We start from the raw sequence: 16,319 nt of genomic DNA on the forward strand, positions 1-16,319 counted from the left end.
CTTGGCGTATTACCAGCGGTAGTGGGCGAAGGCCTTGTTGGACTCGGCCATCTTGTGGGTGTCCTCGCGGCGCTTCACAGCTGCACCAAGACCGTTGGAAGCGTCCAGGATTTCGTTGCGCAGACGCTCAGTCATCGTCTTTTCGCGGCGGGCCTTGGAGTAGCCGACCAGCCAGCGCAGGGCCAGTGCAGTTGCACGACCCGGCTTGACCTCGACCGGAACCTGGTAGGTAGCGCCGCCAACGCGGCGGGACTTGACCTCAAGGCTCGGCTTGATGTTGTCCATGGCCTTCTTCAGGGCTGCAACCGGATCCTGTCCGGTCTTCTCCTGAGCGCCTGCAAGTGCACCGTAAACGATGCGCTCTGCGGTGGACTTCTTGCCGTCTACCAGAACCTTGTTGATCAGCTGCGTGACCAGCGGGGAGCCGTAGACGGGATCCAGTACGAGCGGCCGCTTGGGGGCCGGACCCTTGCGGGGCATATTACTTCTTCTCCATCTTCGCGCCGTAGCGGCTGCGAGCCTGCTTGCGGTTCTTGACACCCTGGGTATCGAGGGCACCGCGGACAATCTTGTAGCGGACACCGGGAAGGTCCTTCACACGACCGCCGCGCACCAGCACGATGGAGTGTTCCTGAAGGTTGTGACCCACACCGGGGATGTAAGCGGTTACTTCGATGCCGCCGTTGAGGCGGACACGTGCAACCTTACGCAGAGCCGAGTTCGGCTTCTTCGGGGTGGTGGTGTAAACGCGGGTGCAGACACCACGGCGCATCGGGCTGCCCTTGAGGGCAGGAGCCTTGGTCTTGGAGACCTTGGGTGAGCGGCCCTTGCGGACCAGCTGCTGAATCGTAGGCACTTTCGTGTTCTCCGTTTTTTCTCGAGATAATTCTCTGGTTGCCCCGCCCCGCTGCCGGCTGAAACCAACTAAAGGGGCGGCGCGCTTCAAGTCGTTGCCGCAATGCCCCGAGAAGTTCCGATGTTCTCGCCGAAAGCGACCGTAGGCGTGCAAAAGTGTGGCATTCGTTGCGCAAGGACCCCGCAACCCGGAAACAGGCCCGCCCATTCCTTACGGAATGCATTCCTCCGAGTATCTCACCACGGAGGGCACGCGAGCGGCCTTCATCCACTGCCACACAAACAATTGGTTTTCAGTCTAGCAGACTTAACGAGCCCCGGCGGAAAGTGCGAGCAGCGTCACTAGCTGCGGGCACTCAGGGCCGCGGTAATCGTGGCCGAAGCCTGCTGCAGGTACGGCAGCACGCGTGCGGCTGCCTCTTCCAGAGTAAGCCCCATGGTCGCCTGCATGGACGTGTTCAGGGCGGCGACCACGTTACCCCGCGGGTCCAGGACGGGAACGGCCACGGAACGCAGCCCGAGTTCCAGCTCCTGGTCCACGATGGCCCAGCCCTGTTCCCGTGCCCGGGCCACGAGGGTGCGCAGGCGGGCCGGGTCCGTGACCGTGCGCTCCGTCAGGGGACTCAGGCTGGCTTTGGACAGGTAATCGTCGAACCGGTCCTCCGGCAGCCCCGCCAGCAGGACCCTGCCCATGGAGGTGGCATAGGCCGGGAACCGGGTCCCAACGCTGATGCCTACGGTCATCAGCCGCCGGGTATGGATCCGGGCAATGTAGACGATCTCGTCGCCGTCCAGCACCGAGGCCGACGTCGACTCCGAGATTTCCCTGGACAGGTCCTCCAGTACCGGCTGCGCAAGCTGGGGAAGGGACTGGCCGGAGAGGTAGGAGTAACCCAGCTGCAGGACCAGGGCGGTCAGTTCGAAAGTCCGCCCGTCGGTGCGCACGTAGCCGAGTTCCACGAGGGTAAGCAGGAAGCGGCGGGCGGTGGCCCGGGTCAGTCCGGTCCGGCGGGAAACCTCGCTCAGGGTCATCTGCACGTGGTCGGCGTCGAAGGCCCGGATTACCGTGAGGCCGCGGGCCAGCGACTGTACGAACTGGTCACTGGCCGATGCCGTCTCGCTCACGTGTCCCCTATGTTGTCGGTTACTGCTGGCTGTCGGCCGCGGCGCGGATCAGCGGGATGTCCATCTTTGCCGCCAGTTCCTCGAACGTGGTTCCGAAGGTGTCGCGGACGTGGACGCCGTCCTCCTTCAGCAGGAAGACCGCTTCATTAGTGTAGACGCGGGTGACGCAGCCGACGCCGGTCAGCGGGTAGCTGCATTCCTTCACCAGCTTACTGAGCCCGTCCTTGGTGAACAGCGACATCATGACGTAGACGTCCTTGGCGCCGGTGGCCAGGTCCATGGCGCCGCCCACTGCGGGAATGGCGTCGGGAGCGCCGGTATGCCAGTTGGCCAGGTCCCCGGAGGCGGAGACCTGGAAGGCACCCAGGACACAGACGTCCAGGTGCCCGCCGCGCATGATCGCGAAGGAATCGGCATGGTGGAAGTAGGCGGCGCCCGGCAGTTCGGTCACCGGAATCTTCCCGGCATTGATCAGGTCCGGATCCACCTCGTCCCCGGTGGCCTCGGGCCCCATGCCCAGCATCCCGTTTTCGGTATGCAGGGTGATGTGCTGTTCCGGCTGCAGGTAGTTGGAGACCAGGGTGGGCTGGCCGATGCCCAGGTTCACGAAGGACCCCGGGGCAATATCGGCCGCCACCAGCGCAGCGAGGTCGTTCTTGCCCAGTTTTTCGGTCGGGTTGCTCATGCTGCAGCCGGCGCTTTCTCCCGGTCCACGCGGACCAGGCTGTTGACGTAGATTCCCGGGGTGACCACCACTTCGGGGTCCATTTCTCCTATGTCCACGATCTCGCGGACCTGCACGATTGCGGTCTTCGCGGCGGCGGCCATGATCGGTCCGAAGTTCCGGGCGGTCTTCCGGTAGACCAGGTTCCCTGCCTTATCGGCGCGCAGTGCCTTCACCAGTGCGAAGTCGGCGTGCAGCGGGGTTTCGAAGACGTAGCCGCGGCCGTCGATCATCCGGGTTTCCTTGCCTTCGGCCAGCGGGGTGCCGTAGGCGGTGGGAGTAAAGAACCCTCCGATGCCGGCGCCGGCGGCGCGGATGCGTTCGGCGAGGTTGCCCTGGGGTACCAGTTCCAGTTCAATCTCCCCGGCGCGGTACTTCGCGTCGAAGATCTGCGAGTCGGACTGGCGGGGGAAGGAGCAGATGATTTTCTTCACCCGGCCGGCGCCGATCAGGGCGGCCAGGCCCTGTTCTCCGTTGCCGGCGTTGTTGTTGACCACGGTCAGGTCCCTGGCACCCTGGCGCAGCAGCGCCTCGATGAGCTCCACGGGCTGTCCGGCCTGGCCGAACCCGCCGATCATGACGGTGGCGCCGTCGTGGATGGGCGCAACGGCCTCATCAACGTCCTGCACAATGTTGAGCACGGTTTTTCCTTACGTCTTCGGTAACTGGATTCTCAGTTGGCGTTTTCGAGCACGACGGCGAGGCCCTGGCCCACGCCGATGCAGATCGCGGCCACGCCCCAGCGCTCTCCAGATTCCTGCAGCCGGCGGGCCAGCGTGCCGAGGATGCGGGTGCCGGACGCGCCGAGCGGGTGTCCGATGGCGACGGCGCCGCCCCAGGCGTTGACGATGGCCGGGTCCACATCCCAGGCGTCCAGGCAGGCCAGGGACTGGGCTGCGAAGGCCTCGTTGAGTTCAACGGCACCGACGTCGCTCCAGCTGATGCCGGCACGCTTCAGCGCCGTGTTGGCCGCTTCCACCGGGGCGTAACCGAAGTACTGCGGCTCGTTGGCTGCAGCGCCGCGGCCGGCGATCCGGGCCAGCGGGTCCAGGCCGAGGATGCCGGCAGCGTTTTCGCTGCCCAGCCAGGCCGCGGAGGCGCCGTCGTTCAAGGGGGAAGCGTTGCCGGCGGTGACGGTGCCGCCGGAGACGTCCTCGGACGCAGGCCGGAAAACGGTGCGCAGCGTGGCGAGCTTCTCGACCGTGGAGCCGGCGCGGATGCTTTCATCCCGGTCCAGGTCCACGCCGTCGACGGCGACGGTCAGGTTCGCGTATCTGCCCTCGTCCCACGCCTTGGCGGCGAGGGCGTGGGAGGCTGCGGCGAACTCATCCTGGCGTTCCCGGGTGATGCCGTACTTCTCGCGCAGCTGCTCGGTGGCCTCCCCCAGGGAGACAGTCCATTCCTTCGGCATGGCCGGGTTGACCAGCCGCCAGCCCAGCGTGGTCGAGGCCAGGTTCTGGTCTCCGGCCGGATAGGGCTTCTCGTTCTTGGGCAGCACCCAGGGGGCACGGCTCATGGACTCGACACCGCCAATGAGCATCAGGTCCGCTTCACCGGTGTTGATCTGCCGTGAGGCGATCAGTGCCGCGTCGAGGGACGAGCCGCAGAGGCGGTTGACCGTGGTGCCCGGGATCGAGGTGGGCAGGCCTGCCAGCAGCGTGGCCATCCGGGCGACATTGCGGTTTTCCTCGCCGGCACCGTTGGCGTTGCCGAAGACCACTTCGTCGATCCGCTCGGGGTCAAGGCCGGGCGCCCGGGACACGGAGGCCTTCAGGACCTGGGCGGCCAGGTCGTCCGGGCGGACGCCGGCGAGGGCGCCGCCGAATTTGCCGAAGGGGGTGCGGACTGCGTCGTAGATATAGGCCTGGTTCACCGGTGCTCCTTGAACTGGAAAGCGAAAACTGGAAGTGCTGGAAGGGACGAAGGCCCTGCTCAGGCCGCGGCGTCAATCTCGCGGAAGACGCCCTGGGCCACCTTGAAGGCGGAATTGGCGGAGGGCACGCCGCAGTAGATGGCGGACTGCAGCACGATTTCCTTGATCTCGTCGCGGTCCAGGCCGTTGCGCAGCGCTGCCCGGACATGCATGGCGAACTCCTCCAGGTGGCCGTGGGCTATCAGTGCCGTCAGGGTGATGGCGCTGCGCATGGTGCGCGGCAGGCCCGGACGGGTCCAGATGGTGCCCCAGGCGTACTGGGTGATCAGGTCCTGGAAGTCGGTGGTGAACTCGTCCTTGCCTGCGTTGGCGCGGTCCACGTGCTCGGCACCGAGGACTTCGCGGCGCACCGCCATGCCCTCGTTGTACACGTCCTGCCGGCTCTTGTCGGCGTCTGCGATCACAGCGTTATTTCCCTTCAAGGTACTGGGCGCCGAAGAAGTCCTTCAGCAGTTCTGCGGTTACGGCCGGCTGCTCCACCGGAACCAGGTGCGCGGCGTCGTCGACGACGGCGGCGGTTCCGTTGGCCACCCGGTCGGCAATGAGCTGCGCGAACGACGGCGGGGTGACGACGTCGTCGGCACCGGCTACCGCGAGCACGGGGACAGTGATGTCCGGCAGCCGTCCCCGGACATCGAAGGTCGCCAGTGCGCGGCAGCAGAGGGCGTAGGAGAAGCGGTCCGCGTCCTGCAGCGAGTGGAGCAGGGCGGCAGCGGCGGCGGGTTCCCGGTCCATAAAGCCCGGGGCGAACCAGCGCTGGCCCGAGCCGACCACCTGGGTGGGTGTGCCCTGGACACGCACCGTTTCCGCGCGTTCCTCCCAGGCTCCGGTTTCGCCGATCTTGGCACCGGAGCAGAGGACGGCCACGCCGTCGAACAGCGACCCGTGGTCCAGTCCAAGCTGGAGCCCTACCGCGCCGCCCAGCGACACCCCGGCGTAGAAGACCGGCACATCTGCGGGAATGTCTCCGGCGCTGCGGGCTGCGGTGACCATCGACGCGACGGCGGAGGCCAGGTCCGCGATGCTGAAGGACTCCCCTGCAGCGGGGCTGGCACCGTGGCCTGGCAGGTCCCAGGCGATGACGGTGAAGGTGTCCAGGGCGGCAGCGGCCCGGCTCCACAACGGCATGGACGCAGTGCCCAGCGACGGGCCGGCGATCAGGACGGGGGCCGCGGGGCCGGCGTTGGACAGGCGCGAGGCCTTGATGGCGGGGATGCTCATACAGGGGACTTTCCGGGGTAGGCCGCGGTGATCCGCTCAATGAGGGCGGTGGCCTCCCCTAGGTATTCGGCGGGGTCGAGGATGCTTTTGAGTTCCGTATCGGAAAGGACCTCAGTGGGGACGGCTGCGCGCAGCAGCTCTTCGAAGGGCTCGCCGGAGGACAGCGAGCGGGCCACTGTATCGGCGATGATTTCCTTACCGCGTCCGGGCACGCCGTCGTCGAGCAGCGGGGCGGCCACGGCCATGATTTTCTCGCTGACCACAAGCGGCCCGGCGGATTCCAGGTTGCGGGCCAGCGCGTCCGTGGAGACCTGAAGGCCCTCGGCCAGTTCGGCCAGCTTGGCGGCTGCTCCCCCGGCGAGGCGCAGCAGGGAGCGCAGGGCCTGCCATTCCACGTGCCAGGAGCCGCTGGGCCGCTCATCGTCCGCGGCCGCGGCAGCGGCGTTCAGCTGCAGGCCGTAGCCGGGTGCCGCCAGGGCCGCACTGCGGATCAGGACGGACAGGACGGGGTTCTGCTTCTGCGGCATGGCGGAGGATCCCCCGCGTCCGGCGGCCCGGGGTTCGCAGACCTCGCCGATTTCCGGCCGGCTGAGCAGCAGTACGTCGTTGGCAACCTTTCCGGCCGCGGCGGTGAAGTCCTGCAGTGCAGCGCCGAGGGCGGTCACCGGCAGCCGGTTGGTCTGCCACGGCGCCAGGGGCTCGGCCAGGCCGAGGCCGCGGGCCAGGCGGGCAGTGAGGTCGAAGGCGGTGGTGCGCTCCGTCCCGGGGGCAGCGGAGCCGGCGGCCAGGGAAACTGCGGCAAGGGTTCCGGAGGCGCCGCCCCACTGCAGCTGGAGGTTGCCGGCGGCGGTACGCAGCCCCTGCGCCGCGCTGCCCACCCCGTGCAGCCACTGGGCGGCGCGCAGGCCGAACGTGGACGGCAGCGAGTGCTGGGTCAGGGTCCGTGCCACGCACAGGGTCGCCGCGTGGCGCCGGGCGGTGGCTCCCAGGGCAGCGGCGGCCCGGTCGGCATCCGTGATGATGGTTTCCAGGGCGCGGCGGGCCAGCAGCATCAGGGCGGTGTCCATAATGTCCTGGCTGGTGGCGCCGCGGTGGATGGCGGCCGCGGCCTTCGGCGAAGATTCCCGTGCCTGGGTCCGGAGGTCGGCCAGCAGCGGAATCACGGGATTGCCGCCGCCCTGCGCCCGCTCGGCCAGGGACGCGGCGTCGTACCGGGAGGCATCGCTGACGGCGGCCACCGCGGCCGGAGCTTCCGGATCGGCCAGGCCGGCGGAGGCCAGCACGCGCACCCATTCGAGCTCCACGTCCAGGAGGGCCTGGAGCAGCTGCCGGTCCCCGGTCAGTTCCGCGACCCGGGTGCCCGCCCAGGCCGGGGAGAGCAGTCCGTAGTCCGCACTGTCCGCTGCACCCACGGTTACGCCCCGGGGTAGGTGAGGAAGACGGTTTCGTCTTCCCCCTGCAGGCAGATGTTCCAGCGGAGTCCGCCGTCCGCTTCGCGGGTGGCGATCAGGGTGCGCCGGCGTTCCTCGGGCAGCGAGGACAGCAGGGCGTCACGGGCCAGGGCCTCTTCGTCGTCCGGCAGGTACATCCGAGTGTGCAGCTTGTTGAGCAGGCCGCGGGCAAAGATGACGACGGAAATGAAGGGGGCCGATCCCTCTTCCGTGGGGCCCGGGTTGACCGTGGTGAAGGTGTAATTGCCGGCATTGTCGACGGCGGTGCGGCCCCAGCCGGTGAACGTGTAGCCGTCACGGACCAGGGATCCGGTCCGCTGGGGGATATTGCCGTCGGCGTCGGCCTGCCAGATTTCCAGCAGGGCATCCGGAATGGTTTCTCCGGCGCCGTCGGTCACGGTGCCCTGGAGACGGACGCTGCCGGGCATCCCCGGAGGCAGCAGCTGGTTGTCTTTCTCGAAGGGGAGGGCGTAGCCGTAGAACGGGCCGATGGTCTGGCCGGGCGTGGCGGTTAGCTTCTGCTCGTTCATTACTCTGCGTCCTCGTCTTCCATCCAGGTGCGGTTGCTGCCGGTGAGCACGATGTCCCAGTTGTAGCCGGTGGCCCACTCATGCGAGGTGATGTTGTGGTCGTACGTGGCCACGAGGCGGTCGCGGGCCTTGGTGTCCGTAATCGACTGGTAGATCGGATCCAGCGCGAAAAGCGGATCCCCGGGGAAGTACATCTGGGTGATCATGCGCTGGGTGAAGTCGGTGCCGAAGAGCGAGAAGTGGATGTGCGCCGGGCGCCAGGCGTTGTAGTGGTTCTTCCACGGGTACGGACCGGGCTTGATGGTCGTGAACTCGTAGGAACCGTCGTCGGTGGTGATGCAGCGGCCGACGCCGGTGAAGTTCGGGTCCAGCGGGGCCGGGTGCTGGTCGCGCTTGTGGATGTAGCGGCCGGCGGAGTTGGCCTGCCAGATTTCCACCAGCTGGTTGCGGACCGGGTGCCCGTCGCCGTCGAGGATGCGTCCGCGGACGATGATCCGCTCCCCCATCGGTTCGCCGTTGTGCTGGATGGTCAGGTCACTCTCGAGCGCGTGGACGTCCTGGTGCCCGAATGCCGGGGACCACAGCTCGATGGTTTCGGGGTCCACGTGGTGCGGATCCTTGGTGGGATGGCGCAGGAGGGAACTGCGGTAGGGCGAGAAATCGATGCGGGGCTGGGTCTCCTCGGCGGCGCCGTCGTCCACCCCCTTGGAGTACTCGGCGTGGACCGCGGCGATTTCAGCGGAGATCTGGTCCTGCGAGGCCTCGGCCGCGTCCAGCTTCTCGATGACATGGCTGTTCGAGAAAAGGTTCTCTTCCATTTCCATGGGTTTTCCTTTCAATGAAGCGCACCCTCGCGCTCCGGCTTTCCAAGCATCCACGTGGTCGAGACCACGTTACACCGCCTGTTCGATGGATGTACAGATGTTCGTTATGCGAACGCTAGTCGTGCGGCCAGCCCGTGTAGGCCTCGGCCAGGTAGGCGCTGCCGTGCCGGGAGGAGACGACGCCGCTGAGCTCTCCCAGCGCACGCTTGCGCTCGAAGGGGCTGGCGTCCGCCCGGGTGTGCAGCATCGACGTCATCCAATAGGAGAAGTTCTGCGCGCGCCAGACCCGCTGCAGTGCCTTGTCGCTGTAGCCGTCCAGCAGGTCCGGGGACTTGGTGGCGTAGAACGAGTCAATGGCCTCGAACAGTACTTTCACGTCCGCCAGGGCGAGGTTGAGGCCCTTGGCGCCGGTGGGCGGAACCGTGTGCCCGGCGTCGCCCGCCAGGAACAGGTTGCCGTAGCGCAGGGGTTCGCACACATAGCTGCGGAACTTCAGGACGGTCTTTTCGAAGATGGGGCCCCGGGTCAGCTCGAAGCCGTCCGGGCCCTCCACCCGTGCCTGGAGTTCGTTCCAGATGCGGTCCTCACTCCACGCGTCCGCATCCTCGTTCGGATCACACTGGAAGTACATCCGCTGGACGGAGTCGTTGCGCTGGCTGATCAGGGCAAAGCCGCGGTCGGAATTGGCGTAGATCAGTTCCGGGGCGCTGGGAGCAGCCCTGGTGAGGATGCCGAACCAGGCGAAGGGGTATTCGATGAAGTTATCCGTGCGCGCTTCCTGGGGGATGGAGCGCTTGCAGATGCCCCCGGAACCGTCGGAGCCCACCAGGATTTCACAGTGGACTTCAAAGTCCCGGCCGTCGCTGTCGGTGAACAGGATCTTAGGGGTGCTCGTCGCCAGGTCCGTGACGGAAGTTCCGCTGACTCCGTAGCGGACATCGCCGTGGTCCCGTTCCCGGGCGGCGGCCAGGTCCGTGAAGACCTCATTCTGCGGGTACAGCCACACGGACTCCCCCACCAGGTCTTCAAAATCGATCCGGTGGCTCTCGCCGCCGAAGCGCAGGTCGATTCCCTCGTGGCGGTACCCCTCCGTAAGCACCCGGTTGCTTACCCCGGAATCGGTCAGCATGCGGACACTTCCGTGCTCCAGGATGCCGGCCCGGTGGGTGGTGCGGATGGTCTCGCGGTCCCGCTTCTCCACCACGATGTTGTCGATGCCGGACTTCGACAGCAGGTGCGAAAGCATCAGTCCGGCGGGGCCGCCGCCCACAATGCCGACCTGCGTCTTGAGGATAGTGCGCTCTGCACCCATCTATTGCTCCCTTGAAAACTTTGTAGCGGACACTACCTCCCAGTGTGACTGCCGGCACACGGGGAGCAGCAAAGTGATTCTCATTGAATGGGAATTCGGCCGGCGTCCGGCGTCGCGGGGAGCTCCGAAGCCAGCAGCGCACCCCGCCGGGGCACTCCTATCCGCAGCAGGAACACGCACTGGCCCAGCGCCACGGCAACGGCCAGCCAGAGGGTCGGCACAGCACCGATCCAGCCCAGCAGCACCGCTCCGAGGACACCGCCCAGCACAACGGAGCCCTGGGTGAGGGTTCGGCGGGTGGACGAAACGCGGGCCAGCAGCTCATCCGGGATCAGTGCAGTGGTCAGGGCCGAGCTGTTCACCATCATCAGGCCAAGAGCCAGGCCGAAAAGGGTGAACGACACCCCGATGCTCAGCACTGCGAGATGCGGCCAGAGTGCGGTGAGCGGGACGAGCGCGAAGTTCAGCGGCATCATCAGCGCTGCCAGCAGCATTGCCCGGAGCGGACCGATGGCCTTTCCGATACGCGGGGCCAGCACCGCGCCGACGATGCCGCCAACGGCGCTGACGGACCAGATGGCACCGAAGAGCACCGGGTCCATTGCCAGATCGTGAAGGATGAACCAGGACTCGGCAGCCTGGTAGAGACCGGCAGCAAAGTTGTTGGTGGTGGTAGTCATGATCAGTGCCAGCAGAACGCGGTGGCCGGCGATGAACCTGACCCCCGTCGCGACGGCTTCGCGGATGCCCGGCCGGTCCGTCTTCGGCGGGGCCGGGTGGTCCGGGGGCAGCCGGGCCAGTCCCGCGGCGGCGACCAGCTGTGTGGCTGCGCTTACGGCAAGCACTGCCGGCGCCGGGAGAAGCCGCACCAGGATCCCGCCGGCCGCCGGACCGGCCAGGGACACCACCTGCTCGGAGGCCATCAGCGAAGACGCAGCATCGGCGATCCGGTGCCGTCCCACCAGCCGCGGCAATACCGAGGTATGGGCGGCCATAAAGAACACGTCGGCAATCCCGACCACCAGGATGACGAGCAGCAGCTGCCATGCCTCCAGCCAGCCCAGGAAGAACGAGGCAACGGCCCAGGCATAGGCTCCCGCCCGGACCCAGGTCATGGCGAGCATGGTCCGCCGCTGCCCCCACCGGTCAACAGCCACCCCCGCCACCAGCCCGAAAAGCAGCGGCCCGGCGCTGCTCAGGGGTGCGGCCAGCCCGGCCTCGAACGGCGTAGCGCCGAGCACGGAGATCATTCCCACCGACACGGCAAACACGGCGACATCACGACCGGCGTGCACCGCAGTGGTGGCCAGCCACAGGCCACGGAAAGCAGGCAGCGACCAGACGCCCGCCCCTGATTTCGCCACTCTGTCCCCCGTTGTGCCGCGCCGTTTGGTGCCGGCACGGAATTGCCGGAGAAGGTCCCGGCAGGATGTGCTGCCGGCCCGGCACTACTATTACCCGGGAGTCCGCCGCCGGCCGGCAGCGCCACGCCGCACGGCCGGATCCGGCCACGGCTTGCCGGGGGGTCAGCGCTGGTAGTGCGGCCCCGCGGCGTCTGCCCGGACGCCCAGGCCGCGGGAGATTCCGCGGGCAGCAGTCATCAGCGCCGGGATGGTCGAAGAGATGTGTTCGCTGCCGGTGGGCACCACCACTCCGATGGCAGCCACGGCCGTGCCGCCCGGGCCGAAGACGGGCACGGCTATTCCGGTGGTGTCCGGAACGACGGCGCCGGGCAGGCTTGCGCTGCCCTCAAGGCGCATCTTTGCCCAGGACGAACGCAGCCGCTTTTCTTCGGAGGCAGCCGGGTTCTGCTGCGCCAGGTACTCCTCCTGTACGTGCCGCGGCGAGTGGGCCATCATCACCATCCCCGATGAGGACACGTGGACAGGGAGCCGCCCGGCGACCTTCGCGTGGTTCAGCACCGATCCGTGGCTGGAAAGGCGTTCGATGAACAGAACCTCATCCGAGCGCAGCACGGACAGCTGGGTGTGCTGCCGGACCACAGCCTGGATGTCTTCCATAAACGGCATGGCAATCTGCTTGAGGCCGAGCGCGGCGGAGCTGCGGTTGGCCAGTTCCCACAGGCGAAGGCCCAAGCGGACGCCGCCGTCGGCTTCCCGCTGCAGGAAGCCGTGCCCCATCAGCTCGTTTACGATCCGGTGCGCAGTGGACAGCGGCAGCCCGGCACGGCGGGCCAGCATGGCGATGGGCATGGCCTGGTGGGTTTCGTCGAAGGCACTAATCACCCGCACGATCCGGCTGGTCATTGACTCGCCGCTCGGGGAATTGGCCATGTCTAAGTTTCGCACAGCAGTTATCTGCCACAGCAGCTATCCGGCACGCCCGTTAAACGCGGCAGGTCCCGCACCCTGGGGTGCGGGACCTGCCGTTGACGCTGCGCGCTACACGCGGCGCCTGTTGCCTTGGTTAGCGGAAGTCGCTGCCCATGTCGTAGTCATCCAGCGGGATGGCGTGGAACTCAGGGCTCAGGCCGCCGTCAACGCCGGCGTAGTCGAAGTCGCTGAAGGCGCTCGGGCCGGTGAAGAGATTGGCCTTTGCTTCTTCGGTCGGCTCGACAGTGACCTCGGTGTAACGGGGCAGGCCCGTTCCGGCCGGGATCAACTTACCGATGATGACGTTCTCCTTGAGGCCGAGCAGCGGATCGCTCTTGCCTTCCATGGCAGCCTGCGTCAGGACGCGGGTTGTCTCCTGGAAGGAAGCTGCGGACAGCCAGGACTCGGTGGCCAGGGAGGCCTTGGTGATACCCATGAGTTCCGGACGGCCCGAAGCAGGCTTCTTGCCTTCCGAAACGACGCGGCGGTTCTCGCTTTCGAAGCGGCGGCGTTCGGTCAGCTCACCCGGGAGCAGATCGGAATCGCCGGACTCGATCACGGTGACGCGGCGCAGCATCTGGCGGACAATAACCTCGACGTGCTTGTCGTGGATGCCCACACCCTGGCTGCGGTATACGCGCTGGACTTCGTCCACCAGGAATTCCTGTGCCTTGCGCGGGCCGAGGATACGGAGGATCTGCTTGGGATCCACCGCACCGAAGACCAGCTGCTGGCCAACCTCTACGTGGTCGCCGTCGGCAACCAGGAGGCGGGCACGGCGCAGGACCGGGTAGGCGATTTCCTCGGAGCCGTCGTCGGGAGTGACAACCAGACGCATCTGGCGGTCGGTCTCTTCCAGCGTGACCCGACCCGCGGTCTCGGAGATCGGAGCAACACCCTTAGGCGTACGTGCTTCGAAGAGCTCCTGGATACGGGGCAGACCCTGGGTGATGTCCTCAGCGGAAGCAACACCACCGGTGTGGAAGGTACGCATGGTCAGCTGGGTACCCGGCTCACCAATGGACTGTGCGGCAATGATGCCCACGGCCTCGCCGATGTCCACGGTCTTACCCGTGGCCAGGGAGCGGCCGTAGCAAAGCGCACAGGTACCGACGGCGGACTCACAGGTGAGTACGGAGCGGACCTTGATGTCGGTGACGCCGGCTTCGAACAGCTTGGCGATGAGGACGTCGCCCACATCGTCGCCGCCCTTGGCCAGGACGTTGCCCTGTGCATCGGTGACGTCGGTGGCCAGCGTACGGGCGTACGCCGAGTTCTCGACCTCTTCGTGCAGCTGCAGTTCGCCGTTGGAGTCCGGAACCGCGATGGTTACGTTCAGGCCGCGCTCGGTGCCGCAGTCTTCCTCGCGGACGATGACGTCCTGGGAAACGTCCACCAGACGACGGGTCAGGTAACCCGAGTTGGCGGTACGCAGAGCGGTATCGGCGAGACCCTTACGGGCACCGTGGGTGGCGATGAAGTATTCCAGCACCGACAGGCCCTCGCGGTAGGAGGACTTGATCGGGCGCGGGATGATCTCGCCCTTAGGGTTGGCCACCAGGCCACGGATACCGGCAATCTGGCGGACCTGCAGCCAGTTACCACGGGCACCGGAGGACACCATGCGGTTGATGTTGTTGAACTCGGGCATGTTCGCCCGCATTGCAGCAGCAACCTCGTTGGTGGCCTTGTTCCAGATGTCGATCAGTTCCTGGCGGCGCTCGTCTTCAGCGATCAGGCCCTTGCCGTACTGGCTTTCAACCTTGGCAGCCTGCGCTTCGTAGCCTTCCATAATGGCGGGCTTGTCGATCGGAGCCGCGATATCGGAGATGGCAACGGTAACGCCCGAGCGGGTGGCCCAGTAGAAACCGGCGTCCTTCAGGTTGTCCAGCGTTGCAGCCGTGACGACCTTCGGGTACCGCTCAGCCAGATCGTTGACGATCGCGGAGAGCTGGCCCTTATCGGCAACTTCCTTCACCCACGGGTAGTCCGCGGGCAGCGTCTGGTTGAAGATGACCTGGCCGAGGGAGGTTTCGATGAGGGCAGGAGTGCCCTCTTCCCAACCTTCCGGTGCCGGCTGGCCTGCGCTGGGGACGAAGCCGTCCACGCGCATCTTCACCAGTGCGTTCAGGTGCAGCTCGCCCATGTCGAAGGCCATGATGGCTTCGGCCATGGAACCGAACACGCGGCCTTCACCGGCAGCACCGTTCCGCTTGGTGGTGAGGTGGTGCAGGCCGATGATCATATCCTGCGAGGGCAGGGTGACCGGGCGGCCGTCGGACGGCTTCAGGATGTTGTTCGAGGACAGCATCAGGATGCGTGCTTCAGCCTGGGCTTCGGGGCTCAGCGGCAGGTGGACTGCCATCTGGTCGCCGTCGAAGTCAGCGTTGAAGGCGCCGCAGACCAGCGGGTGCAGCTGAAGGGCCTTACCTTCAACGAGCTGCGGCTCGAAGGCCTGGATGCCGAGGCGGTGCAGGGTGGGTGCACGGTTGAGCAGCACCGGGTGTTCGGTGATGATCTCTTCCAGTACGTCCCAGACCTGCGGACGGAAACGCTCGACCATGCGCTTGGCGCTCTTGATGTTCTGGGCGTGGTTGAGGTCAACCAGGCGCTTCATCACGAACGGCTTGAAGAGCTCCAGTGCCATCTGCTTCGGCAGGCCGCACTGGTGCAGCTTCAGCTGCGGGCCAACGACGATAACGGAACGGCCGGAGTAGTCAACGCGCTTACCCAGCAGGTTCTGGCGGAAGCGGCCCTGCTTGCCCTTGAGCATGTCGGAGAGCGACTTCAGCGGACGGTTGCCCGGTCCGGTGACCGGACGGCCGCGGCGGCCGTTGTCGAACAGGGAGTCAACAGCTTCCTGGAGCATCCGCTTTTCGTTGTTCACGATGATCTCGGGGGCACCGAGATCCAGCAGGCGCTTCAGGCGGTTGTTGCGGTTGATCACGCGGCGGTACAGGTCGTTAAGGTCCGACGTCGCGAAACGGCCGCCGTCGAGCTGGACCATCGGGCGCAGTTCCGGCGGGATAACCGGAACGGCGTCCAGGACCATGCCCAGCGGGCTGTTCGTGGTGGTCAGGAACGCGTTGACAACCTTCAGGCGCTTCAGGGCACGCGTCTTGCGCTGGCCCTTGCCGTTCTGGATGATGTCGCGCAGGTTCTCGGACTCGGCCTGCATGTCGAAGTCTTCAAGACGCTTCTTGATGGCTTCGGCACCCATGGAGCCTTCGAAGTACAGACCGTAGCGGTCACGCAGTTCGCGGTAGAGGCCTTCGTCGCCTTCCAGGTCGCCGACCTTGAGGTTCTTGAACCGGTCCCAGACCTGCTCGAGGCGCTCGATGTTGTTGTCGGCGTCGCGGCGGACCTTGGCCATCTGGCGGTCGGCGGAGTCGCGTGCCTTCTTCTTGTCGGCAGCCTTGGCGCCTTCGCCCTCGAGGCGGGCAAGCTCGCCTTCCAGGTCCTTGGCGATCGCGGCAATGTCGGAGTCGCGCTGGTCGACGAGGTGCTTGCGCTCCACGTCGTGCTCGGCCTGCAGGTTCGGCAGTTCCGCGTGGCGGTTCTCTTCGTCCACCGAGGTGATCATGTAGGCAGCGAAGTAGATGACCTTCTCAAGGTCCTTCGGTGCCAGGTCCAGCAGGTAGCCCAGGCGGGACGGAACACCCTTGAAGTACCAGATGTGGGTGACCGGAGCGGCGAGCTCAATGTGGCCCATGCGTTCGCGGCGCACCTTGGCACGGGTGACCTCGACGCCGCAGCGCTCACAGATGATGCCCTTGAAGCGGACGCGCTTGTACTTACCGCAGTAGCATTCCCAGTCGCGGGAAGGACCGAAGATCTTTTCGCAGAAAAGACCGTCCTTCTCCGGCTTCAGGGTTCGGTAGTTGATGGTTTCCGGCTTCTTGACTTCGCCGTATGACCAGCCGCGGATTTCATCCGCGGTGGCAAGGCCGATTCGCATGAGGCCGAACGTGGAATCGTTGGACATGGGTCCCTGTTCTCTCTTGTTCTCTA

General features: G+C 66.3%; 15 protein-coding genes. All 15 read right to left on the reverse strand.

Features of this window, described 5'->3' with window-relative positions; genetic code table 11:
* Positions 1-9 precede the first annotated feature (9 nt).
* Positions 10-480 (reverse strand): 30S ribosomal protein S7, encoded by a 471-nt coding sequence (gene rpsG / locus NNX35_RS02010; protein WP_146361062.1) that lies wholly within the window; start codon positions 478-480, stop codon positions 10-12.
* 1 nt (position 481) lies between these two features.
* Positions 482-856, reverse strand: coding sequence for a 30S ribosomal protein S12 (gene rpsL, locus NNX35_RS02015; RefSeq protein ID WP_146361060.1), 375 nt, complete (start codon positions 854-856; stop codon positions 482-484).
* Between the two features lie 341 nt (positions 857-1,197).
* Positions 1,198-1,980: an IclR family transcriptional regulator C-terminal domain-containing protein gene (locus tag NNX35_RS02020; RefSeq protein ID WP_255764886.1), complete on the reverse strand. Its 783-nt coding sequence runs from the start codon at positions 1,978-1,980 to the stop codon at positions 1,198-1,200.
* A 19-nt stretch (positions 1,981-1,999) separates the two neighbouring features.
* Positions 2,000-2,665 (reverse strand): 3-oxoacid CoA-transferase subunit B, encoded by a 666-nt coding sequence (locus NNX35_RS02025; RefSeq protein WP_255764887.1) that lies wholly within the window; start codon positions 2,663-2,665, stop codon positions 2,000-2,002.
* Positions 2,662-3,345, reverse strand: a complete 684-nt coding sequence (locus NNX35_RS02030; RefSeq protein ID WP_255764888.1) for a 3-oxoacid CoA-transferase subunit A — start codon at positions 3,343-3,345, stop codon at positions 2,662-2,664. Before NNX35_RS02030 ends, NNX35_RS02025 begins: the two co-directional genes overlap by 4 nt.
* A gap of 32 nt (positions 3,346-3,377) precedes the next feature.
* The gene (locus tag NNX35_RS02035) at positions 3,378-4,577 is read right to left on the reverse strand and encodes a thiolase family protein (protein WP_255764889.1); all 1,200 of its coding nucleotides are present in this window, start codon (positions 4,575-4,577) and stop codon (positions 3,378-3,380) included.
* Positions 4,578-4,636: 59 nt separating this feature from the next.
* Positions 4,637-4,993, reverse strand: coding sequence for a 4-carboxymuconolactone decarboxylase (gene pcaC, locus NNX35_RS02040; RefSeq protein WP_146361690.1), 357 nt, complete (start codon positions 4,991-4,993; stop codon positions 4,637-4,639).
* A gap of 52 nt (positions 4,994-5,045) precedes the next feature.
* Positions 5,046-5,858, reverse strand: a complete 813-nt coding sequence (locus tag NNX35_RS02045; protein WP_255764890.1) for an alpha/beta fold hydrolase — start codon at positions 5,856-5,858, stop codon at positions 5,046-5,048.
* Entirely contained in the window at positions 5,855-7,270 is a 1,416-nt protein-coding gene (locus NNX35_RS02050; RefSeq protein WP_255862634.1) for a lyase family protein, read from the reverse strand. Before NNX35_RS02050 ends, NNX35_RS02045 begins: the two co-directional genes overlap by 4 nt.
* Positions 7,271-7,272: 2 nt before the next feature.
* Positions 7,273-7,839, reverse strand: coding sequence for a protocatechuate 3,4-dioxygenase subunit alpha (pcaG, locus tag NNX35_RS02055; protein ID WP_255764892.1), 567 nt, complete (start codon positions 7,837-7,839; stop codon positions 7,273-7,275).
* Positions 7,839-8,663, reverse strand: coding sequence for a protocatechuate 3,4-dioxygenase subunit beta (pcaH, locus tag NNX35_RS02060; protein WP_370646920.1), 825 nt, complete (start codon positions 8,661-8,663; stop codon positions 7,839-7,841). The genes pcaG and pcaH overlap by 1 nt, the downstream gene beginning before the upstream one ends.
* 115 nt (positions 8,664-8,778) lie before the next feature.
* Positions 8,779-9,975, reverse strand: coding sequence for a 4-hydroxybenzoate 3-monooxygenase (locus NNX35_RS02065; RefSeq protein WP_255866835.1), 1,197 nt, complete (start codon positions 9,973-9,975; stop codon positions 8,779-8,781).
* A gap of 80 nt (positions 9,976-10,055) precedes the next feature.
* Positions 10,056-11,339, reverse strand: coding sequence for an MFS transporter (locus NNX35_RS02070; protein WP_255866836.1), 1,284 nt, complete (start codon positions 11,337-11,339; stop codon positions 10,056-10,058).
* A 162-nt stretch (positions 11,340-11,501) separates the two neighbouring features.
* Entirely contained in the window at positions 11,502-12,269 is a 768-nt protein-coding gene (locus NNX35_RS02075; RefSeq protein ID WP_255764895.1) for an IclR family transcriptional regulator, read from the reverse strand.
* 133 nt (positions 12,270-12,402) lie between these two features.
* A complete protein-coding gene (locus NNX35_RS02080) occupies positions 12,403-16,293 on the reverse strand; it encodes a DNA-directed RNA polymerase subunit beta' (RefSeq protein WP_227918767.1) in 3,891 nt (1,296 codons plus the stop codon).
* Positions 16,294-16,319 lie beyond the last annotated feature (26 nt).

It is taken from the genome of Arthrobacter sp. zg-Y844 (genome assembly GCF_024385465.1).
Taxonomy (GTDB): Bacteria; Actinomycetota; Actinomycetes; order Actinomycetales; family Micrococcaceae; genus Arthrobacter_B.

Bases quoted from the DNA above. Each gene is read 5' to 3' on its own strand.
- pcaC (WP_146361690.1), bottom strand. From the start codon at position 4,993: ATGGCGGTGCGCCGCGAAGTCCTCGGTGCCGAGCACGTGGACCGCGCC.
- NNX35_RS02045 (WP_255764890.1), bottom strand. From the start codon at position 5,858: ATGAGCATCCCCGCCATCAAGGCCTCGCGCCTGTCCAACGCCGGCCCC.
- NNX35_RS02065 (WP_255866835.1), bottom strand. From the start codon at position 9,975: ATGGGTGCAGAGCGCACTATCCTCAAGACGCAGGTCGGCATTGTGGGC.
- pcaG (WP_255764892.1), bottom strand. From the start codon at position 7,839: ATGAACGAGCAGAAGCTAACCGCCACGCCCGGCCAGACCATCGGCCCG.
- NNX35_RS02080 (WP_227918767.1), bottom strand. From the start codon at position 16,293: ATGTCCAACGATTCCACGTTCGGCCTCATGCGAATCGGCCTTGCCACC.
- NNX35_RS02075 (WP_255764895.1), bottom strand. From the start codon at position 12,269: ATGGCCAATTCCCCGAGCGGCGAGTCAATGACCAGCCGGATCGTGCGG.
- rpsG (WP_146361062.1), bottom strand. From the start codon at position 480: ATGCCCCGCAAGGGTCCGGCCCCCAAGCGGCCGCTCGTACTGGATCCC.
- pcaH (WP_370646920.1), bottom strand. From the start codon at position 8,663: ATGGAAATGGAAGAGAACCTTTTCTCGAACAGCCATGTCATCGAGAAG.
- NNX35_RS02025 (WP_255764887.1), bottom strand. From the start codon at position 2,665: ATGAGCAACCCGACCGAAAAACTGGGCAAGAACGACCTCGCTGCGCTG.